The sequence below is a fragment of the Mesorhizobium sp. M1428 genome, assembly GCF_040317515.1.
Classification (GTDB): domain Bacteria; phylum Pseudomonadota; class Alphaproteobacteria; order Rhizobiales; family Rhizobiaceae; genus Mesorhizobium.
On record NZ_JAMYKT010000048.1, the window covers coordinates 1 to 20646 of the forward strand.

The 20646-nt window shown below is 60.0% G+C and carries 16 protein-coding genes and 3 pseudogenes; 4 read left to right on the forward strand and 15 right to left on the reverse strand.

The features are described 5' to 3' along the window. On the forward strand, nucleotides 1-312 hold a 312-nt coding region (locus NKG60_RS31270; protein ID WP_352976599.1), incomplete at its 5' end, for a transposase domain-containing protein. 16 nt (nucleotides 313-328) lie between these two features. Beyond that, the gene (locus NKG60_RS31275; protein WP_352976601.1) at nucleotides 329-547 is read left to right on the forward strand and encodes a hypothetical protein; all 219 of its coding nucleotides are present in this window, start codon (nucleotides 329-331) and stop codon (nucleotides 545-547) included. A gap of 57 nt (nucleotides 548-604) precedes the next feature. On the opposite strand, the pseudogene NKG60_RS31280 reads toward NKG60_RS31275, so the two are convergent. From NKG60_RS31280 to NKG60_RS31335, 12 genes and pseudogenes are all read right to left on the reverse strand, one after another. Continuing rightward, nucleotides 605-982 (reverse strand): annotated as a pseudogene (locus NKG60_RS31280) (ATP-binding protein); the annotation flags it as partial. 27 nt (nucleotides 983-1009) lie between these two features. Further along, complete coding sequence (locus tag NKG60_RS31285) at nucleotides 1010-3001, reverse strand: CocE/NonD family hydrolase (protein WP_352976603.1); 1992 nt, start codon at nucleotides 2999-3001, stop codon at nucleotides 1010-1012. 463 nt (nucleotides 3002-3464) lie between these two features. Beyond that, nucleotides 3465-4706: a CapA family protein gene (locus NKG60_RS31290; protein WP_352976605.1), complete on the reverse strand. Its 1242-nt coding sequence runs from the start codon at nucleotides 4704-4706 to the stop codon at nucleotides 3465-3467. A 69-nt stretch (nucleotides 4707-4775) separates the two neighbouring features. Next, nucleotides 4776-5882, reverse strand: a complete 1107-nt coding sequence (locus NKG60_RS31295; RefSeq protein WP_352976606.1) for an ABC transporter ATP-binding protein — start codon at nucleotides 5880-5882, stop codon at nucleotides 4776-4778. A 44-nt stretch (nucleotides 5883-5926) separates the two neighbouring features. Then, nucleotides 5927-6943, reverse strand: a complete 1017-nt coding sequence (locus NKG60_RS31300; RefSeq protein ID WP_352976608.1) for an ABC transporter ATP-binding protein — start codon at nucleotides 6941-6943, stop codon at nucleotides 5927-5929. Beyond that, nucleotides 6940-7833, reverse strand: a complete 894-nt coding sequence (locus NKG60_RS31305; RefSeq protein ID WP_352976610.1) for an ABC transporter permease — start codon at nucleotides 7831-7833, stop codon at nucleotides 6940-6942. Before NKG60_RS31305 ends, NKG60_RS31300 begins: the two co-directional genes overlap by 4 nt. 1 nt (nucleotide 7834) lies before the next feature. Next, on the reverse strand, nucleotides 7835-8773 hold the full coding sequence (locus NKG60_RS31310) for an ABC transporter permease (RefSeq protein ID WP_292660784.1): 939 nt from the start codon (nucleotides 8771-8773) through the stop codon (nucleotides 7835-7837). Nucleotides 8774-8791: 18 nt separating this feature from the next. Then, on the reverse strand, nucleotides 8792-10450 hold the full coding sequence (locus NKG60_RS31315; RefSeq protein WP_352976612.1) for an ABC transporter substrate-binding protein: 1659 nt from the start codon (nucleotides 10448-10450) through the stop codon (nucleotides 8792-8794). 673 nt (nucleotides 10451-11123) lie between these two features. After that, a complete protein-coding gene (locus NKG60_RS31320; protein WP_352976614.1) occupies nucleotides 11124-11558 on the reverse strand; it encodes a helix-turn-helix domain-containing protein in 435 nt (144 codons plus the stop codon). 854 nt (nucleotides 11559-12412) lie between these two features. Then, nucleotides 12413-12952, reverse strand: a complete 540-nt coding sequence (locus tag NKG60_RS31325) for a hypothetical protein (RefSeq protein ID WP_352976616.1) — start codon at nucleotides 12950-12952, stop codon at nucleotides 12413-12415. Between the two features lie 251 nt (nucleotides 12953-13203). Continuing rightward, nucleotides 13204-15621: a GcvT family protein gene (locus tag NKG60_RS31330; RefSeq protein WP_352976618.1), complete on the reverse strand. Its 2418-nt coding sequence runs from the start codon at nucleotides 15619-15621 to the stop codon at nucleotides 13204-13206. A gap of 11 nt (nucleotides 15622-15632) precedes the next feature. Next, nucleotides 15633-17174 (reverse strand): trimethylamine methyltransferase family protein, encoded by a 1542-nt coding sequence (locus NKG60_RS31335; RefSeq protein ID WP_352976619.1) that lies wholly within the window; start codon nucleotides 17172-17174, stop codon nucleotides 15633-15635. 94 nt (nucleotides 17175-17268) lie between these two features. Between NKG60_RS31335 and NKG60_RS31340 the strand changes: the two genes are divergently transcribed. Next, entirely contained in the window at nucleotides 17269-18174 is a 906-nt protein-coding gene (locus NKG60_RS31340; protein WP_352976621.1) for a LysR substrate-binding domain-containing protein, read from the forward strand. A 222-nt stretch (nucleotides 18175-18396) separates the two neighbouring features. Here NKG60_RS31340 and istB read toward each other — a convergent pair whose 3' ends face one another. Continuing rightward, nucleotides 18397-19134, reverse strand: a complete 738-nt coding sequence (istB, locus tag NKG60_RS31345) for an IS21-like element helper ATPase IstB (RefSeq protein ID WP_352976623.1) — start codon at nucleotides 19132-19134, stop codon at nucleotides 18397-18399. Between the two features lie 14 nt (nucleotides 19135-19148). Then, a pseudogene (locus NKG60_RS31350) lies at nucleotides 19149-19606 on the reverse strand (IS21 family transposase); the annotation flags it as partial. 266 nt (nucleotides 19607-19872) lie between these two features. Here NKG60_RS31350 and NKG60_RS31355 point away from each other — a divergent pair. Next, the gene (locus NKG60_RS31355; protein WP_352976624.1) at nucleotides 19873-20178 is read left to right on the forward strand and encodes a hypothetical protein; all 306 of its coding nucleotides are present in this window, start codon (nucleotides 19873-19875) and stop codon (nucleotides 20176-20178) included. Here NKG60_RS31355 and NKG60_RS31360 read toward each other — a convergent pair. Then, nucleotides 20145-20558 (reverse strand): annotated as a pseudogene (locus NKG60_RS31360) (IS5 family transposase); the annotation flags it as partial. The gene NKG60_RS31355 and the pseudogene NKG60_RS31360 sit on opposite strands and share 34 nt — an antisense overlap. Nucleotides 20559-20646 lie beyond the last annotated feature (88 nt).

Sequence of the window (20646 nt, forward strand, 5' to 3'; positions counted from 1 at the left end):
AGCGAAGCCGATGTCCGAAATACGGGTGCCAACGGTAATGGACCTCGACCTCCTGCCCAACATGGGCAGAATGACCCCGAGATGGCTCTCGGCAGAAAGTCCTGGCTCTTCTGCGGTTCCGATCGCGGCGGACAGCGCGCGGCCGTTCTCTACAGCCTGATCGTCAGCGCCAAGATGAACGATGTCGACCCGCAGGCCTGGCTCGCCGACGTCCTCGCCCGACTGCCCGCCTATCCGGCCCATCGGATCGATGATTTGCTGCCGTGGAATTGGAGATCCGCAAAATTGCGGACCCAACCAGCGGCGGCCTGATCATGCAGCGCAATAGGTGCATCACGTCTACACCGTCGATCGTGTCGCCAGGGACCTCGGCGTCAGCGAAGCGCTCATCCAGGACCTGACCCTCGGTCTCGAGCCCGAGGACGGCGTCATCTGGGTCTACGGCGCCAACGATGACGACGGGATCTTGGCCTTCACCGATGAAGGCATCGAGGAGGTCAAACTCCTCCTCGAAGAATATCATCGCGTCTCCCCAAAGAAAGCTTGACCCCAGCACTCCGGTGCTCAGGTTCTCCTGGCTGCCGGATGCGCACGTCTGCGGTCTTCACCGGATGCGTACGATACGGTGCGCGTTGTGAACGATCCTGTCGAGAATGGCGTCGGCGACCGTGGGGCCCGCAATCAGGTCATGCCCTGTGGCCACCGGGACTTGGGCGGTGATCAGGGTGGATTTTCGCCGATAGCGTTCCTCTATGATTTCGAACAGGTGGAAGCGCTGCTCGTCGGTGGGGCTGTGGGTCCCGAAGTCGTCGAGAATGAGCAATTGAACGCGGGTGAGCTTGTCGATGAGGCGGGGAAACCGGCCATCGAGGCGGGCGAGCGCCAGGAATAGGCGCGGCACGCGCGCATAGAGCACGGAATGATCGAGCCTTGCCGCCTGGCGGCCGAAGGCGCAGGCTAACCATGACTTGCCGGTGTCGGTCTGCGGAGCTCGGCCGACTGCACTCGGTCACATGAAATCGCGCTCTGCGCGCTTCTCGTAGGTCTTGTGAAATATCTGGCGGTCTTCCTCATAGGCAGTCACCGAAGCCGTGACCAGCCACTCGGATGCGGTGCATGAAAGTTGCGATTTGGTCTCTGTGCGTACGGACCAACCGGAACGCTGCAAGTAGCATGCCCAGGAGCATGACCCGCTCATCGAGAGCGGATCGCCTAGTTTGAGCGACCATAGCTCGTCGCGGATTACCCGTGTCGACAAATGGTTGGCAGGATGTTCGGAAAGACCCGTATCCTCGTAAATCCTGTAGCGGGTCGTGCCGCCTACAAGATCGCGCTCGACCGAGCGCCGCGTCTCGCCAGGCAGATGATCGATGTAGTCGGGCAGCGGATCGGGGTTTTCCGGTTCCGGGACAGTAATTTTCTTGTGCGCGCCGAGTAGGGGCAGGGTAAGCAAAAGGCTGGCTGTGTCGATCGTTAAACCCGGGTCCTCCGGCGCGGGAAGGATCAGCGGCCAGTAGGCTGTCGATAGCGACAGACGGATGCGGTGGCCAGGCGCGAAACGATAGCCACAGGCGTCCAGCACCACGGTGACTGTCGTCCTTTCGCCCTTTTCCATTGCGCGCGGTTCGGCATTGCCCTCGCGATGGGCCAGGTTGAGCACGCCATAGGCGACGCGCATTGCGGTTCCGTCCGGATGCACGTCGATGATGCGCGCTACAAGATTCGCCCATTCGCCCTCGCAGCGAACCTCAAGCTTCAGCTCGGGCTGTCCCAAATAGACCCGTTCCGCCTCGAGCGGCTTCGTCTCGAAAACCAGCGACCCAGCATCGTCGATGCGCTGGTCACCCGCCATCTCGGCATCGGGTTTCAGCGTGAACCACTCGCCCGCCGCCGTGCCGGTGTCGAGCGGAGAACGGATATAGACCTCACCAACACCTGTGCCGCCCTCCGCCGTCAGAGCGCCGCAGGCATCGACACCGAATGTTTCGCTCTCAGGCTTCGCCCATTCCTGCTTGGCAACCCAGTAGCCGGGGTCCTGCTCGCGCCGCAACGCTGGGAGGGGACCGTCGAGGATATAGGCACGCATCTGCGGCAGGTCTTCGAGGCTATTCGGCTCGTCACGCAACCAGCGGTTCCACCAGGCGATGGCTTCGCCGTGGAAATCTGCGCGCGGCTTTGGCCAGGCGAAATGCGGATATTTGTGCACCCAGGGACCGATCAAAGCCTTGGCCTTGCCGCCAAGCCCCTCTACGGCCTTTACAGGGGTGTTGCGATAGCCGTCGGCCCAACCGGCGATGACCAGCGCCGGTATGGGAAAACCGTTGAAGTCTTCACAGATCGAGCCATGCTTCCAAAAGGCGTCGCGGCGCTGATGCCCAATCCATTCTTCCATCAAGAAAGGCTCGTTCTCTAGGCGTTCGAGCCACATTTCCCGCCAGCGCTCACCGACGATTCCGGGATCGGGCGAGCGCGACTGGAAGGCAAGCATAGTCGCCGCCCAGGAGAGCTGAGCGGAAAGGTGGCAGCCATTCTTGTAGTGGATGTCGTCATTATAGCGGTCGACCGTGGAGGCGATGGATATAACGGCCTTCAGTGCCGACGGCCTGAGTGCTGCGACCTGTAGGCAATTGAACCCGCCCCAAGAGATGCCCATCATCCCCACATTGCCGCTGCACCAGGGCTGCCCCGCAATCCATTCTATGATTTCGCACGCATCGGAAAGCTCGCGCGGGGTGTATTCGCCGTCGATCACTCCCTCGGACTCGCCGGAGCCGCGAATGTCGACGCGCACGCCGGCAATGTCGGCGGCGGCGAACACCGGATAGGTCGATTCATCACGTGGATCCGTGCCGCCGCGCTTGCGGTAGGGAAGGAATTCCAGAACGGCGGGCACCGGGCTTACCGCCGCCCCTTCCGGCATCCAGATACGCGCGGCCAACCGCGTGCCGTCCTTGAGGGTTATCCACTCGTTTTCGATCACAGTATGGGCGGACTGTAGCATCAGGAATCCTTTTGAATGGGATAGGCGGTTGGTTTTCCAGGTCCGGCTCTTTCGGCGCGCCGGTCCCCGACACCCGTTCCAGGATATCCGCTCTCAATTTCGGGAACAGATTTCAGGCGCAGGTCTGTGTAGTTCCCTGACCTCCTTCTTTCATCGGCCCGTACTGTAGGGCGACTTCGATCACTGGTTGCCGAGTCGGTGCGGCGGGTTGACGGAGTCACCGCGCTCCCGGCGAATGCCCCTCTTGCCCACCGAGAGGATATCCTTGCCGTTGAGGAGCACCTCATAAGCCATTGCGGTGAGCCCCAGGTGGATCTGCCCATTCACCCATCAGCCCAGCATCCCTGCCGTTCTGCTAATCGAAACACACGCATGAACGATGTGATGCGCTTTGGCGGCTCAAGTCCCGAGGGATAAACCCCTTCGACCGGCTGGTCAGTTTTCCAAAGTTCCGCCGGTGGCCTCAATTTGTTGTCGGGCAAACTACGCGAGCTTCCTCCAACACAATTCTGGTTCCATGCTTTTCCGAACGTCGAGATAGATCTTCGAGGATAGCATGAGCCAGGCTTTTTGAAGCGGGCACAGGGACAATACGCTCAGCATAGTCCTTGCTGCTGCCAAGCCGCTGTTCCCCGCCGACCACGATTGGAACGAGATCGATCGACTGCAAGTGGTTGTTGCCATCGAAGCTGCATGTTGCGACGACACTTTTCCATACATCCGGAGAAATCCAATCGTCACCTCCAGACACATGAAACAGGAAATTCCCCAGCCCGAAGAAGATCGGCGCTCCACGATAGATTTCGATCGGCTGCAGCGCAGGTTCGCCGTGGCCGACGAACGCGTTCGCGCCTGCCTCCACGCAGGATCGCGCAAAAGACTGGACCCACCCGGGGACCTCGCGCCAACTCAGTTCCCCATGGTGGTGATGAAGATAGACGAGGACAAAAGCGCCGTCTGATGCGGCCTTGCGGATCGTGGCTAGCTGACCCTGCAGGCTTGCCTCGTTGACGATAATCCTGCGGTGGTTTCCCGTTGCCCTACGAAAAATGGTTCCGTAAAAGTCAATCTCGTCGGATGATGCGAGTGTGGGCGGGTCGTTCGGCTGGGCGTAGCAGCCGAGTTCCCAGACGTTGCTTTGAAAGGTTTCCTGAATGGCGACCAGGCTTTTGAAGTTTTTGTCGTCGACCTCAAACACCCGCGAGACATCGAGCTTGTTTACGCCCGGTCGAGCCGGGCGGGTCTCTGTCGCATTATCGGCGTACATTATGGCCGGCCCTGGGCCCCCATCCATCGCAACGAGGGCAATTTTTCTTGTGCCGAATTCCTTCATTCCTATCTGGTGCGCGGCCGTGGCATCGACACCGATTCCTGCATGAAGAAAACCCCGTCCCTCCACTTCCTCAAGCGTCGACAACACCCCCGACGGGCCGAGATCGAAAGCATGATTGTTGGAAAGCGCCAGCACGTTGAAGCCTATATCCTTCAAAGAATCCAGCACGACAGCGGGCGCACAAAGAAAATGAGAGCCCTTCAGCGGTCCACCTCCGTGCCGGCCAAGAATGGTCGTCTCCAAGTTTGTGAAGGAAACGTCGGCTTTCTGGATCAATTTTTTGATTGCGGCGAAGCCCTCATCCGATATTTGTCGAACATCGTACCGAATAAGAGACTGCCCGGTTATGTTGAGGGTGAACGATGAAGACATGATATGAGCTCCTCGAATAGCGAAGTTGACATTGACCGGTTGAGGGTCACCCCACGGTCGAACTGATGGTCATTTCTTGGTCTGGGGAGAGATCTTGCGAAGAGAGCCGTTCTCAGTGCTTGGGCGCGCGTTGCGAGTGCCGACAGCTGTCGCCAAAGCGTAAGCACGACCATGCCTCGCCCTCGCCGGCTTTGGACCAACTGAAGACCCCAGTCGCTCCTGCACCGGCGCCACGCTTTCGCGCTCCAGCGGGAAATGGCATCTGAAGCTGTGCTCGGTGTCATGCGGGCTTGCACAAGGTTCGGGGAAGACGCGGGTGCAGATATCCTGCGCATATTGACAACGGGTGTGGAACTCGCAGCCAGATGGCCGCCTCATCAGGCTCGGCACCTCACCCTTGAGCTCGATCCTATTGAGCACCGCATCCGGGTCAGGCTCGGGATTGGCCGCAAGCAGCGCCTCGGTGTAGGGATGGCGCGGTTGGTCGAAGATGCGCTCGGTGGAGCCGACCTCAATAAAGCGACCGAGATACATGATCGCCATGCGATCGGTCATGTGGCGCACGACATTGAGATTATGCGTGATGATCAGGATCGCCATGCCGAGCTCGTCCTGAAGCCGCGCGAGAAGATTGAGCACCTCGCCCTGTACCGAGACGTCGAGGCCCGCGGTCGGCTCATCGGCAATGATCAAGTCTGGATTTAGGGCAAGAGCCCGCGCGATACCAACGCGCCTCGCCTGACCACCGGAAAGCTGATGGGGATAGCGGCGAGCAAAATCAGCCGGCAAGCCGACCATGCGCAGCAGGCGCTCCGCTTCGCCACCGACATCGCGATCCTTTAGTCCATGGATGCGAAAAGGCTCTGTCAACAGTGATCGCACGGTCAGCCTCGGCGAGAGTGAGCCGATCGGATCCTGGAACATCATCGCCATGCGCCGCAAGTAGGGCTTGCGTTCAGCCCCGCTGAGCTCTTCAATTTCCTGTCCGTCGAAGTTGATGCTGCCGCTCACAGCCCGCTGCAAGCCGATGATCGTGCGCGCGATAGTGGATTTGCCTGAGCCGCTTTCACCGACAAGAGCGAGTGTCTCGCCCTTTCGGATTTCAAAGGACACGCCGCATACCGCGCCGATGAAAGGGGCCTTCGTCCCGGTGGCGAACGCCTTCAGCGGACCCATGGTGCGGAAGCGGACACGCAGGTCCTGAACCCGAAGCAGCGCGCTCATGCCGAAACCAGCCGCTTTTCGTCGAGAAGATGGCATCGAGCGACTTGGTCCACGCCGATGCGGTACTCAACCGGGTTCTCTTGCACACAGCGATCGAACGCCTGCGGGCACCGGGCGCGGAAGATACATCCCTTTTTGCTGCCCAGAAGACTGGGAATCTCGCCGGGTATGGTCGGCAAAGTCCGTGTCTTCTGTCTGATCCGCCCGGGATCGCACTCGAGCAAGGCCCGTGTATAGGGGTGAGCAGGGTTGTGGAAGATGTCCCTAACAGTTCCCTCCTCCACCACTTCGCCCGCATACATGACGACGACCCGGTCGCATAACTCAGCCACCGCACCGAGGTGGTGGGAAACGAACAAGACCGAGCAGCCGATCTCCTTCTGCAGATCTTTGAGCAAATGAATGATTTGCACTTCCAGCGTTGCATCGAGCGCAGTCGTTGGCTCATCGGCTATTAGTAGAGCCGGTTTCACAAGAAGCGCCATTGCAATGCATACGCGCTGGCGCATGCCGCCAGAGAAATGATGCGGGTAAGCGCCGATCCGAGTTTGGGGATCTGGAATTCCGACCCGCTGAAGCATGTCGAGAGCACGAGCGAGCTTTTCGCTCCGGCTTCCTTGTTCGTGGTGCTGTATGTCAATCATCTGACTCTCGATCGTCCGCACCGGATTGAGTGCAGTCATCGGATCCTGAAAGATCATCGACAGGCGGTCACCCAGCAGGCGCCGACGCGCTAGAGCGGGCAGTTTGAGCAGGTCTTTACCTTCGAACAGGATGCTGCCGGTTGACACATCTGCATTTTCTGGAAGCAGGCCCATGACGGTATAGGCGAGCGTCGATTTTCCAGATCCACTCTCGCCGACAATGCCAATCACCTTTGCAGCCGGGACATCGAGCGAAACGTCACGCAGGGCATGGATGCGTCCACGCGGCGTACCGAAATCGAGATTTAGGTCACGAATCTCAAGTACCGGCCGTGCGGACGTATCCGATGTCAGATGGTCGCGTCTCATAGGTCTTTCCGCAATTTGGGATCGAATATGTCCCGTAGCGCCTCGCCCAGGAACGTGAAGCCAAGCGTTGCTAGGACGATTGGAATCCCGCCGGCGATAACAGGCCAAGGTGACTGATTGATGGAGGCATAGCCATCGTTGAGTATCACTCCCCAATCGGGCGTTGGCGGTCGCACGCCCATGCCAAGAAAGCTGAGACCTGCCTCGACGGCGATGACAGCCGGGATGTCCATGCTGACGAGAATCAGAAGTGGTCCGATAACATTAGGTGCCACGTGAACGGCGACGATTCGGGTGGTGCTCGCGCCCATGCTGCGCTCCGCGGCAATGTACTCACTGTTGCGCAGGGCCCGTGTTTGGGTGCGAACTACACGCCCGTAGATCGGCACCGACCCTATTGCGATGACGAAAATGAGAGTGGCTAGACTGGGTCCGAGAAGTGCAATCATGGCCAGCGCGAAAATGATACTCGGAATGGATCGCTTCGTATCGAAGACAAGGAGGAGCAAATTGTCTAGCCAACGCGGCCCTATGCCTGCGATGAGGCCAAGCAAAAGACCGACCGCGATCGCACTACCAAGGGAGGCGAAAGCGACAAGAAGCGGAATGCGGCCGCCCATGATGGTACGAGAAAACGTGTCCCGGCCCAGTTGGTCTGTACCCAAAAGAAAATCCAGTGAAGGTGCGGCCAGGCGCGGTCCGACCATGATCTGGATCGGGTCATGCGTGATGATGAGGGGAGCAAAGAGCGCACTTGCCACCACAAAAATTACGAGCGCTACTCCGAGCACGCCCAAACGGTTGTTGCGCAATTGCTGTACGACGCTACGCAAGACGCCAAGGCCCTCTCCCTCATTGGCTTCGGAGTGGCTCGCTTCAACGCTCGGCATGCTAGAGGTTCTCGCGGGTTCGAGGATCGAGCGCTGCAGCGACCAGGTCGGAGAGCGTCGTCGCGACGACGACAAGGAAGCTAGTGACGAGCACGGTGCCCATTACTATCGGATAGTTGCGTGTATTGACCGCGTCCACAATGAGCGCGCCGATGCCAGGTCTCGCGAATACCACCTCGATAAAGACCGCGGACGAAAGTAGCGATGCTATTCCAACGCCGAGTATGGTCACGGTCGGCAGGATCGCGAGCGGCAGCGCATAGTGTGCAACGATGTGCCATTCCGAAATCCCAAACGAGCGAGCCATGCGAATGTGGTTTTCTCCTAGAATCTCTAGCATGGACGCACGCACCAGTCGGGAAATGTAACCGACCCAGCCAATTCCTATGGCAAAGGCAGGGAGGATGAGATGGATAGACCCCTCCCAGAAACCGTCACCGGCTCCGATCGCTGGCAACCAGCGTAAAATCACGGCAAAGATTAGCAGCGCATAAACGGCCATTACAAAGGAAGGAATTGCGATCGTGGCGATCGTCAAAACGCCGGCTACCTGATTGACGACAGAGTTTCGCCGCATAGCCGAGTAACAGCCGAGCGGTACCGCAACCGCGACCGCCCATGAGATCGAGACCAGGATCAGTTCGATCGTATAGGGCAATTGCTCGAACACGATATCGGCGACAGGTCTCTGGCTGAACACGTCGTAACCGAGATCGCCCTGGAGCAATCCGCCGAAGAAGATCGCAATCTGCACGACAAGAGGCTTATCGAGCCCCATCTGCTCATAGAGCTGGGCCTTCATCTCGGGCGTCGCGCGTGGGCCAAGCAGAATCGCGGCAGGATCGCCCGGCACGGCATGGATCATGAAAAACAGAAGCGTCACCGCGATCATAATAATTGCGACCGCGAGGACGATCCGTTTGAGGAAATAGAACCACATAAGGCCACGCCGCTCAAATCAAGCTGGCGAAAATTCGACAAACAGCGGGACACCATCCGGACGCGTCGCGGCCTGCGTTTGCGTTGTGCGATACATGACTGGATTGCCCCCGTGGGTCAGGAACCGGTAGGCGCCAGAATCCTCCATGAGATCCTGCATTTCGTAGTAGAGCTTCGCGCGCGCCTCGTGGTCTTCGACCATGAGCCCCTTGGCATGGAGTTCATCGAAACGCTCGCTGCGGAAGCGCTCCCAGTTCCAGACACCGACCTGATCTTGCACGAACGAAGCAGTTGCATAATACGGGTCAGGCAAACTGGAATAACTATTTATGATGAGTTGCAGGTCCTTCCAGCGTTCGCCCTCGGACTCCTTGCCGACTGTGGAGAATGAGCCGCTATCCTGGGCATTTATCTCGACTTTGATGCCGATCTGCGACAATTGCGCCTGCACCGTTTGCGCTATGGTCGTATCAGTGCTCGCATTTGTGCAATCGAGGGTTAAGGTCAGATCGGTCACTCCGGCCTTTTCTAGCAGGTCCTTGGCCTTGGCGAGATCGCCTTCCGGCGACACGAGTGCCTTATCGCGATGCCCGACAACCTCCGGAGCAATGATGCCCGTCGCGACGACGGCCTGCCCCGAATAGGCAACCTCCAGGATTTGCGGCACATTGATGGCCCATTGGATCGCCTTGCGGACATTGATGTCCTTGAGCTCGGGGTGATCCATATTCATGCCGATCCAGGTGAAACTGAGCGAGGGATGCTCCTCGATCTTGGTGTCAGCGGGCGTACTGTTCTTGAACGTTGCGAGCGAATCCAGACTGATGCTGGTGAAATCGATGTCGCCGGCCTGGTAGCCGCGTTCCGCGGTCTTGAGATCGGCGATCGGTAGGATGCGGATTTCGTCAAACCCGGGCTTCGGGCCTGACCAGTCCGGGTTGCGCGTCAAGAGCAGATACTGCTTCGCCTTCCAGTCGGCGATCACATAGGGGCCGGAGAAGGCCGGCGGCTTCATGCCGAAATCACCGCCGTCCTTGGTTGCCTTCATCACCGCATCCTCCGAAACGATGTGGCCAACCCCATAAGGGAGCGCGAGGTTCCAGAGCGGCACGTAGGGCGCCTTGAGCACAATCACGCCAGTATAGTCATCTTCCAACTCAACACGGTCGAGCGGACCCCAATCACCCTTGTCCGGCGATTTGTGCTTGATCACGCGCTCGAACGAGAACTTGACATCCCTGGCGGTCAGCTCGCCGTGGCCGCCACTGAATTTGATGCCTTTTTTCAGCTGGAACCGGATATGAGTGGGATCGACCTGCTCGATCTTTTCCGCCGCCTCCAATTCCCACCCCCATTCTGAGCCAGGCTTGTAGTGCGTGAGTTTCGAATAGATGCAATTCATCACGTCGACATCGGGTCCACCCTGGTAGAAGCCCGGATCGAGCTTGGCGATGTCACGGCGGGCTCGCGCCTTGAGCACCTTGCCTTCGGCTGCCCAGATGACTTGCGACAACGGCATGCCGGCAGCGACGATACTCCCGCTGAGCGCGGCACCGGTCCTGAGAAAGCTCCGACGGCTCACACCGTTCGCGAAGTTATTCATGATCAATTCCTCCCCTTTGATTGAGTTTTCCCGTTCGAGGCGGGGCCGCTTTTCGTGTTGGTTGATCCCACACACCGGTGTGAGGCCGCACGCAGCACATTTCGACAGGCTGACAGAGCGGGTCGGCGGTTACGCTGCTGTACTTTACCGAATCTACAAACTGCAGATCTAAGCTTATCGTCGGACAATCTGCGTTGTGCCCGGAAAAGTACCGGAAATATTTCGCACGCTGATCGAGGCCCCTCCCCGGCCGTCGGTTCGCGTTACACTGATTTCATTGAGCGCCCTTTCAGGGGTATCCCGCTGCAGTCGTTCGACGGGGGTTATCGTCGCGATATAGTGTTCGATCTGCACGAGCATGTCAAGAGAAGGTTCCGTAAATCGCCATAAAAATAATGTTTTGATCTATAAGTAATTTTAATGGCGAAGTATATGCTTCGAGAGCGAGAAGTATAGCTGACCGTCGTGAAACTTGTATCCACAACAAAGGCAGGACAACGCGGAATTGCCGAGTCGGCCGTAAGCCAGCGTCTACAGCACGACGCTGCCGCTGCCGGATACACCGTGGTTTCGGAAGACATTCTTGGTCGATACTTGTCAGCGCGGGGAAGGCACCTAGCTAGGAAGGCGAAGGACCAATCGCGGCGGCTGTTTCACCTAAAGCCACCCATCTCGGCAAACCAAAACGGCAGGTAATGCGTCAGGAAGCGGTGCTGGTCTAAAGCCGAATGGCTGAGCTACTCGATCGTCACCTTCGGCAATCGCGCGGTGCCTTGCCGAAGATTTCGCGAAAGCACTTCGAGAAATGGGACGACGAAACGAAGCCGCACGCGACGGCTATCTCCAGAAACGGCATGTTCGTCTGCTCGATCAGGCGCTTGGCCCATTCTAGTCGCAGGCGCAAGTAGTACCGCATTGGTGAGTAGGAGACGTAGCGTTCGAAGAGGCGTTCGATTTGACGCCGTGAAAGTCCGACGCACTTTGCAATATCGTAAAGGGGAAGTGGGTCTTCGATATGCTGTTCCATCAGGCTGATGACTTCAGCGACCCTTTTGCTTATGCTGGTATATTGAGCGCCGGTCGCCCCTTGCCTATCGGAACCCAAGCGCCAATGGCCTGCGGTCGTATGTCTACAAACGGCCGATGCGCAGTCTTTGCCGAGGTGATCGGAAATCAGCTCCATCGCTAGGTCGAAGGACGCGAACTCACCCGCGCAGGTCAGGACATCTCCATCCCGGACAAACAAACGGTCGGTGACCCGGAGGCGACCAAAACTCTCGGAAAGCGCGGCCAGCTTCTCCCAACGGATCAGTGTCGTTCAGAATGCCAGTCTCCGCGAGCAGCCAAGTTGCCGTCCCGAGCGCACCGATCGGAATTCTGTGCCGCCTGCATAGGCGCAGGAGCTTCATAAGCGACGCCGATGCGTGGCTTTCGACCTTTTCACCGGCGCAGACCACTATCATGGCTGGCCTGTCGCTACCCTGCAGGTCCGTCGCCAAGCTGGCAAACGTCTTGCTAGCGGATACAGAGATGCCGCTGGCGCATTCAACCGGCCTGCCGTCCGAACTCGACACCACCCATTTAAAGAATGTGCGTTCCGAGACCGAGTTCGCGACGCGAAGCGGGTCAACGAACGATGATAGAGTTAATTGCGAAAATCCGGGAACGAGCAGGATGACAATGCGACAGAACACGGGGTTGTCGCAGGGAAGGATGGCCTGCCCTCTGCTGTCCCAGTCAACTGTACACGAGTGAGCAATCGGCGAAAAGGGAACGGTCATTCAGGGCCCATACGACAGTATCGGATTACAGCATGTCCAGAACCTTGGGTAGCCGGAATGGCTGCCATCAATCGCCACCGGGCCTCCCGAATCATCTTGACGATCGATGTGGGACTCAGCGATCCACATTCCCTCAACGCGGCGCGGTTCGACCGACGCCGCCGGATGGACGCAAGCGGCAGCGATGATGTCCTCGCCCATGCCTCGTCACACTTATCCCGCAAGGACAGGACAGCGCAAACGTCGCGGGTCTCGGTCATAGCCGAACGTCCGCCGAGACGCGCGACCTTGAAGCCGAACCCATTGGCTGCGTTGTGCTGACGGCGCGCAGGACCACCCCGAGATCTTCAGTGCTCTCGTCGAGACAAACGGGATAGCGCATCCGGGCGCGCAGGAAGAGGACTTTCCTCCATCGTTTCGTACGGCTGCTCGAATCCGAAGGACTGTCAGAGCACTGCTGGCTTAGCAACATCGCGTCGCGGACCGTCAGGCCGCGATTGGTGTCCATCGCGATTCTGTCCGTATTGCCGACCGCTTCCCAAACGGTTTCGACGTCACGCTCCAGCTGCCCGCCCCCGATTTTCACTTGCTGGAGCGGGTAACCTTCGTCGCGCTTGGCTTTCGCGATCCTGGTCGTCTCATCCGGCGCGCCTACGATTGTTAAAACTCCGCCCGGCAGCTGACCGACCGGAACGCGAAGATAGATTGCCGCCTTCGCATACCCATACTCTGACAAGCGTTGGTCCATTTTGAGCACCCCTGCGCGCGGCTTGATTTCTTCGAGTTCCTGTCGCAATGCCCGCGCGCCCAGGGCGTGATACGGCTGACAGACAGTTCCGACTGGACATGTCTCGCCCCAGCCGGAAATCCCCATTGTCCGCGACAATTTCGACGATCGGCCTGTCAGGGTCTGAACCAGCCATAGCGGTGACCCTTCACCGGCTCTTCTCAAAACACGGGGAGCCCGTCTTTGGTTCGTCCGCCACCCGCGACAGCACAAGCGCCAGAAGGATCGTGCCAACAATGAATATCGCGACACCACCTTGCTCAGTTGCGCATACGCACACCGTCAGGATCGTAGAGCGGCTGAGCGGTCACGACGGCGTCGTAGAACTCTCCCAGTAACTCCACGCGGAGTTTGGTGCCGTCGGCGGCGAGCGGGGTCGGCACATAACCCATCGCCAGGCTTCTCCCCACCGTGTGTCCGTAGCCGCCGGAGGTGACGTACCCCACACATTCCCGGCCGTCAAAGATCGGCTCGTCGGACACACAGTCCACATCCTTGGTGTCGACGACCAAGGTCACGAGGCGCTTACTCGGCCCACGCTCGCGTTCGGCGAGCGCCGCCTCGCGGCCGATGAACTCGGCGGGCTTGTCGAAGGCGACATAGGCGTCGAGACCGGATTCAGCTACTGTGAAGTCGGGGCGGAAGTCGAGGGTCCACACGCCCCAGTTCTTTTCGAGCCGCATCGACATCAGCGCCCGACCGCCATAGACCCTAAGGGCCGGATCCGCGCCGGCCTCGCTCAGCGCCTCATAGAGCGCGACCTGGAATTGCGGCGCGACATAGATTTCGTAGCCGAGCTCGCCCGAAAATGAGACCCGCGCCACGATGGCCGGCACCCCGCCCACCACCATGTGGCGGATGTCGCGGAAGCGTAGCCCGCTCGGCGAAACGTCCCCACGCGTGACGCGCTGGAGCAGCTCCCGGCTAAGCGGCCCGGCGATTGCCAGTCCGTGCAGCGCGTCCGACGTGTTATTGTAGATCACGCCAGTCTGCGGCAAATGCCTCTCGAACCAGCAGCGATGCATGTTCTGCGCCGCGCCCGAACCGAAGAGCCAAAAGGTTTCCGCGTCGAGCCGTGCTACGGTAAGGTCGCCGTAGAGCTTACCCTTCGCCGTCAGCATCGGGGTCAGCGTGAGCCGCCCGACCTTGGGCAGCCGGTTGGCGAGCACGCGGTCGAGGAAGGCTTCCGCGCCCGGTCCCTTGACTTGGTGCTTGGCATAGTTGGCAATCTCGATCATGCCGACGGCTTCGCGTACGGCTCGCACCTCGTCGGCCACATACGGGAATGCGTTGGAGCGGCGGAAGGTCGGCGTCTCCTGCGCTTCGGCGGGAGAGGGTGCAAACCACAGCGCATGTTCGAGCCCGTGACTGACTCCCATCACTGCGCCTTTGGCCGCAAGCCGGTCATAGAGAGCCGTCGTCTTCTGCCGGCGGCCGGCGGGCAGCGTCTCGTTGGGATAAGTCAGGATGAAGCGGCGCGAATAGTTCTCTGCCGACTTGATGCGGCCCCAGTCGCGGGTGGCAAACTCGCCGAAGCGGGCGATGTCCATGCCCCAGACGTCGACGGACGGCTCGCCCTCGATCATCCATTCGGCCATGCAAAGGCCGACACCGCCGCCCTGGCAGAAGCCGGCCATCACGCCCACCGCCGTCCAGTAATTCTTGAGGCCCGGCACTGGGCCGATCAGCGGGTTCCCATCTGGGCCGAAGGTGAAGGGGCCGTTCACGACCTTCTTGATACCGGCCCGGCCGATCGCCGGCATGCGTTCGAATGCCGTCTCAAGCCGCTCCGTCACGCGCGAAAGATCATCCTGGAGCAGCTCATGGCCGAAATCGAGCGGCGTGCCGTCCACCGCCCAGGGCACGCAGTTCGTCTCATAGGTGCCAAGCAGCAGCCCCTGGTGTTCTTGGCGCGTATAGGCATTGCCTTCGTAATCGACGGTGACGGCCACTTCCCGGCCATGAGCCTCGATTTCTGGGATGGCCTCCGTGATTAGGTAGTGGTGCTCCATGGGCTGGACGGGCAGGTCGATGCCGGCGAGCCGCCCCACCTCGCGCGCCCACAGGCCCGCGGCGTTAACGACGATCTCGGCATGGAGCGTGCCTCTCGGCGTGACCACGTCCCAGCCGCCGTCCCGGCGCGGCCTGGTCTCGATCACGGGGCACTCGCGAAATACCTTGGCGCCGTAGTGTCGCGCCCCCTTGGCATAGGCGTGGGTAACGCCGGACGGGTCGACATGGCCATCGACGGGCTCGAACAGCGCGCCCAAGTATTTCGTCGGGTCGATGAGTGGGTTCAGCTCGCGGGCGTGTTCGAGCGAGATGAAGTCTGTCTCCAGGCCCATATAGCGCGCCTTGGCGCGCTCCTGGCGGAGGTAATCAAGCCGCTCGGGTGTGGACGCAAGATAGATGCCACCTGGTCGGTGGATGCCGCAGGACTGGCCGGTGAGGTCCTCCAGCTCTTTGTAAAGTTTGATCGTATAGCCCTGCAGCCGGGCGATGTTGGGATCCGAGTTGATCGTGTGAATCACTCCCGCCGCGTGCCATGACGACCCGGAGGTGAGCTCGTTGCGTTCTAACAGCACCACGTCCGACCAGCCATGCTTGGCCAAATGATAGAGGATGGAGCAGCCGACCACCCCGCCGCCAATCACAACCACCTGCGCATGCGTTTCCATGCTAACCCCCCTCAATACCACTGATCGCTGCACTCGGCCTTTCGCCGCGCAACAAACTCGGAAAGCGCTTCGTCGACGCCCGCCTCCAGCGCGGGCTGCTCGTACTCAGCGAGTAGCTTCTTCCAGCGCGCGTGGGCACGTTGCGTGGCGTCAAGCTCGCCCGCGTCGCGCCACTGCTCGAAAGAGTTGTTGTCGGCCACCTCCGATTCCCAGTAGGCGGTTCGGTAGTTGGCGATTGTGTGGGCCGCGCCGAAGAAATGCTTACCCGGCCCCACTTCCCTGAACGCGTTGAGCGCAAGCTGATTCTCGTCGATGGCGAGCCCCCCCATCCAAGTGTGGAGTGCGGCACAGAAGTCGGCGTCGAGGATGAGCTTTTCATAACTCATCACCAGACCGCCTTCGAGCCAGCCGGCAGAATGCAAGATGAAGTTAGCTCCACACTGCACGGAGGCCAACATCGACATCGTGCTTTCCGTCATGGCCTGGCTGTCGGCGAGCTTGGCAGCGGTGAAGGCGCCCGAGCAGCGCAGGGGCAGGTTCAACCGCCGCGCGAGCTGGCCCACCACGAGCGAACCCAGCGCGGGCTCGGGCGTGCCGAAGGTCGGCGAACCCGAGCGCAGCGCCGTCGAGGACAGGAAATTGCCAAAGATCGTTGGCGCGCCAGGCCGGACGAGCTGGGTCAGCGCGCAGCCGGCCATGGTTTCGGCGAGGCTCTGTGCGATAGCGCCCGGCGTGGTCACCGGACCCATGGCGCCGCCCAGGATAAAGGGCACGATCACGGTGCCCTGGCCCGCGCGCGCATACGTCTTAAGCGCGCCCGTCATGGTAGCATCATAGACCAGCGGCGAATTGGCGTTTATGTTTCCGAGAACGACGCAGTTCTCGTCCACGAAGTCGCGGCCGAATACAACCCGACACATTTCGATCGAGTCTCCCGCCCGCTCCTCGGACGTGACAGAGCCCATAAAAGGCTTGTCGGAAAAGCGCAGATGCGCCGCCACCATGTCAAGGTGCCGCTTGTTGACTGGGACATCGACGGGCTCGCAGACCGTACCGCCGGAATGGTGTAGCCAAGGGAGAGCGTAGGCAAGCTTCACGAAGTTCTGGAAGTCGGCGAGCGTGCCGTAACGCCGCCCGCCTTCGAGGTCGCGAACGAAGGGCGAACCATAGGCCGGCGCGAAGACTACATGCCGCCCGCCGATCTTGAGTGACCGTTCGGAATTGCGGGAATGCTGGGTGAACAAAGCCGGCGCACTTTTCAGGATCGAGCGCAGCAGCCCTCTCGGAAAGCGCACGAGCTCGCCGGAGAGGTCAGCGCCAGCCTTTCGCCAGAGATCGAGCACCTCCGGATCATCGCGGAACTCGATGCCAATTTCCTCAAGAATTGTATCGGCGGCGGCCTCGATGGTGGCGAGCCCATCCTCGCCCAAGAGCTCAAAAGCTGGAACGCGTCGCTCGATGCCGGCAATAAGGCGCTGCGCCTCGCTTATCGCCTCGGCGGCGCCTCTCCGACCCGTCCTTGAGCGAACTCTTGGCATAAGCTGTCTTGACATGAGTTGCTTCCTGCTCTCCAACTGCAGACACGAATAGAGCCATCCAAGACCGCGGTAAACCGCAAAAACCTTGATGGATGCCCAAGTGTAGCTTATGCGAGATCTACGCCGTCGCTTCCCGAACCCCAACGCTCTCCTGTCGTTCGAATCAGCGGGGAGGCTGGGAAGCTTCACTGACGCTGCGGAAGAGCTTGGCCTGACGCAGGCGGCCATCAGTTATAGCGTGAAGCTCTTGGAGAAGGATCTCGGCATAGCCCTTTTCCATCGCCGGCACAGACTGGTGGAGCTCACGGACAGTGGCCGGAAGTTCCATGCAGACGTGACCAGCGCACTTCAGCAGATTGCACGATCAGCGGACTCGCTGCGTTACGCGGCGTCCGACCGGGTCACAGTCGATTCATCGACCGCTTTTGCGAGCCACTGGATGATCCCACGAATCCCTGCCATCCGATCTCAACACCCGGACATCGACATTCGGCTTCTCACGTCGGATCGCGATGTAGAGATTGGGCGAGACTCAACGCTCATAGGGATCAGGCGAGGCAACGGGAATTGGTCCGACTACCAGGCCGTGAGGGCGGTGGACGAAATCATAATACCTGTTTGCAGTCCGGCTTATCTCAGCCAACACCCCGACTGGCTCGAAGAAAGGTCGGAGCGCACGCTCATCCACCTGGAGGAGCCGTACCGACCGCGCCCCACATGGCAGGACTGGTTCAATCATTTTGACGTGGCCTATACGGATCGTGGCGAGGGGTTACGGCTCAACGACTATAGCCTCGTGGTGCAAGCAGCGATCGGCGGTCAGGGCGTGGCTCTCGGGTGGAGGCATATTGTTGAACACGCCGTGCAGCGGCGTTTGCTAGTCGAAGCATCCGATATGAAATGGCGGACAGGCATGGCCTTCTATGCCGTCACACATAAAGCGGTGGAGCCCTCACCCGATACAAAGCGAATTATGGACTGGATAGTCAATGAGCTCAATGAGCTGCAGCATTAAGGTCAAAACCAGATGGTATGGGGCGAGCGGCGAGCGTGTGGGACGCCGTATAAACCGGCAAGGAGTAGATGGAGAAAGTCCATCCCCCAATCCTTGATGCCGATTCCGACGAAGCCGCCCCTTTGTTCCGACATGATCACGCCCCCGGATTCCGAGATGATGTCGCCCCCCTGGGCTAGGCCTTGCTGGCTGTGATTGTTGTCATTTCGTACGTGCCGTGTGTCAAGCCTTTTGCGCTTGTTTGCGACGCAGGCTTTCGCCCGTCAGATCGATGCGATGGGCGTTATGAACGAGGCGGTCCAGGATTGCGTCGGCATAGGTTGGATTTCCGATGACGTCATGCCACGCCGACACAGGCAGCTGGCTGGTGATGATGGTGGAGCGTCGCCCATAGCGGTCCTCGAGGATTTCCAGGAGATCGTGCCGGGCCTGGTCGTTGAGAGGCTCCAAGCCCCAGTCATCGAGGATGAGCAACTGGACGCGGCCGAGGGTTCTCTGCAGACGTGCATAACGACCGTCGCCTCTGGCGAGCGCCAGATTGGCGAACAGGCGTGGGACACGCTGATAGAGAACGGACCGGTCATCCCGGCACGCCTTATGCCCGAGCGCGCAGGCCAACCAACTTTTGCCGACGCCCGATGGGCCGCAGATGGCCAAATTGTCGTGAGCGTCGATCCAGTCTCCGGCGATGAGCTTGATGAACAGTGCCCGATCGAGGCCACGCTCACCGCGATAGTCCACATCTTCAGGCGCCGCCTGATGGCGCAGCTTGGCAAAGCGCAGGCGGGCGCCGAGCTTGCGATCGTAGCGCCAGCTCCATTCCCGGTCGAGCAACAGCGCCAGCCATTCGCCATGCGATAGCTGTTCGGCCTCGGCATTGGCGGCCAGTTCATTGAACGCCTTGGCCATTCCGGTCAGGCCCATAGCGTTGAGCCGGTCGAGGGTGGGATGTGCAAGCATGTCATTCTCCTTCGGTGGTAATAGCGGGAACCGCGGATATTGGGGTGGTCGATGGGCTCGCGAGCCGTCGCCTGGCTCGACGATGCCCGGTCGAGGTGATTGTCGAGGATTGAGCGGACTGAGCCATAAGTCCGGGCGCCGATCTCCAGCGCCCGGCCGCAGGCGGCGTTGACGCGCTCGCGGCCGAAGCCCTTGACGAGCCGGATGACGCCAAGACAGGCGCGGAAGCCTTGTTCGGGATGCGGCCGATCCGCCAGTATCTTCTGGCACAGCAAGGCCACATCGGGGCCGATCGCGGAAGCTTCCCGGGTGATCCTCTCGATCGTCCAGTCGGCAAAGCGGCGGTGCGATGAAGGCATATGATCCGACACGTCGTGTGCCGTCCATTGCCGCTGAAGCGCAGATGGGCGGCAATCCTCTCGCCTTTGCGGAACAGCTCGATGGTGGCCGCCGTGCTGCGCTGGTTCTGCTGGCCGAGGCTGGTGAGATCGCGAAGGATTTTCCCGTCGAATGCGAGGAGCCGCTCCGGAGAGGACGCTACGGGAATCAGCCTTTCCGAAAACGTCTTGCGCGAGGCATCCGGTCGACCAGTACGAGGCGTTCCGCGATCTGGCGGACGAAGGCAAGTCGGTCCCCGACATTGCCGCACGGTTCGGCACGACCGAAACGATTGTGCGCCGCCGCCTTGCCCTCGGTCGCGTGTCGCCTCGCCTCTTAGAGGCTTACCGCAACGAGGACATGACCTTTGACCAGTTTCCGGCCTTCACGATCAGCGACGATCACGAGGCGCAGGAACGGGTATGGAATGAACTGCCAGCTTGGAACCCTTACGCATCAAACATTCGTTCCGCACTTGCTGGCGAGGGCGTTCGGGCAAGCGACAAGCGGGTCAAATTCCTAGGTGGGCTGGACACCTACGAGGCGGCAGGCGGGACCGTCAGGCGCGATCTGTTCGATGACAAGGAAGGCGGTTTCGCGGTCGATGTCGTGAAGCTAGCGCTTGTTGAGATTCATTTGGAGTTGATGACGGCAGCAGCGAGATGAATGATGGCATTGAAGCTCTGGTCGGTTTTGTCGGCGCGCATGGCGATGCGTTTGAACTCTTTGAGTTTGCAGAAGAAATTCTCGATCAGATGACGCCATTTGTACATCTCGGCATCGAGCGGGATCGGCTTTGTTCGGCGCGGATGCTGGGAAATGACGATCTTGGCGCCACGCTCGTTCAGATCGGCGATGATGGTGTTGCTGTCGAAGGCCTTGTCGGCGATCAGAGCGCCGAAGGAGAGGCCTTGGATGAGCGGTTCGACACCGACCGTATCGAAGCGCTGGCCCGGCAGCAGGACAAAGCGCACGAGATTGCCAAGCGCGTCGGTAAGCGCCAAGATTTTGGTTGTCATACCGCCCTTGGAGCGACCTATGGCCTGGCCGAGGCACATCGTGTCAATGGTAGTGGTGACGGCTTAGTCACTTTCGAACGTAGTCGGGATCGGCCTCGCGGCGAATTGCGGAACA

Coding starts and splice junctions, on each gene's coding strand:
- NKG60_RS31335 (WP_352976619.1), bottom strand. CDS start 17,174: ATGTCAAGACAGCTTATGCCAAGAGTTCGCTCAAGGACGGGTCGGAGA.
- NKG60_RS31330 (WP_352976618.1), bottom strand. CDS start 15,621: ATGGAAACGCATGCGCAGGTGGTTGTGATTGGCGGCGGGGTGGTCGGC.
- istB (WP_352976623.1), bottom strand. CDS start 19,134: ATGCTTGCACATCCCACCCTCGACCGGCTCAACGCTATGGGCCTGACC.
- NKG60_RS31320 (WP_352976614.1), bottom strand. CDS start 11,558: ATGGAGCTGATTTCCGATCACCTCGGCAAAGACTGCGCATCGGCCGTT.
- NKG60_RS31295 (WP_352976606.1), bottom strand. CDS start 5,882: ATGGGTCCGCTGAAGGCGTTCGCCACCGGGACGAAGGCCCCTTTCATC.
- NKG60_RS31355 (WP_352976624.1), top strand. CDS start 19,873: ATGACCTTTGACCAGTTTCCGGCCTTCACGATCAGCGACGATCACGAG.
- NKG60_RS31290 (WP_352976605.1), bottom strand. CDS start 4,706: ATGTCTTCATCGTTCACCCTCAACATAACCGGGCAGTCTCTTATTCGG.
- NKG60_RS31285 (WP_352976603.1), bottom strand. CDS start 3,001: ATGCTACAGTCCGCCCATACTGTGATCGAAAACGAGTGGATAACCCTC.
- NKG60_RS31310 (WP_292660784.1), bottom strand. CDS start 8,773: ATGTGGTTCTATTTCCTCAAACGGATCGTCCTCGCGGTCGCAATTATT.
- NKG60_RS31340 (WP_352976621.1), top strand. CDS start 17,269: ATGCGAGATCTACGCCGTCGCTTCCCGAACCCCAACGCTCTCCTGTCG.
- NKG60_RS31300 (WP_352976608.1), bottom strand. CDS start 6,943: ATGAGACGCGACCATCTGACATCGGATACGTCCGCACGGCCGGTACTT.
- NKG60_RS31305 (WP_352976610.1), bottom strand. CDS start 7,833: ATGCCGAGCGTTGAAGCGAGCCACTCCGAAGCCAATGAGGGAGAGGGC.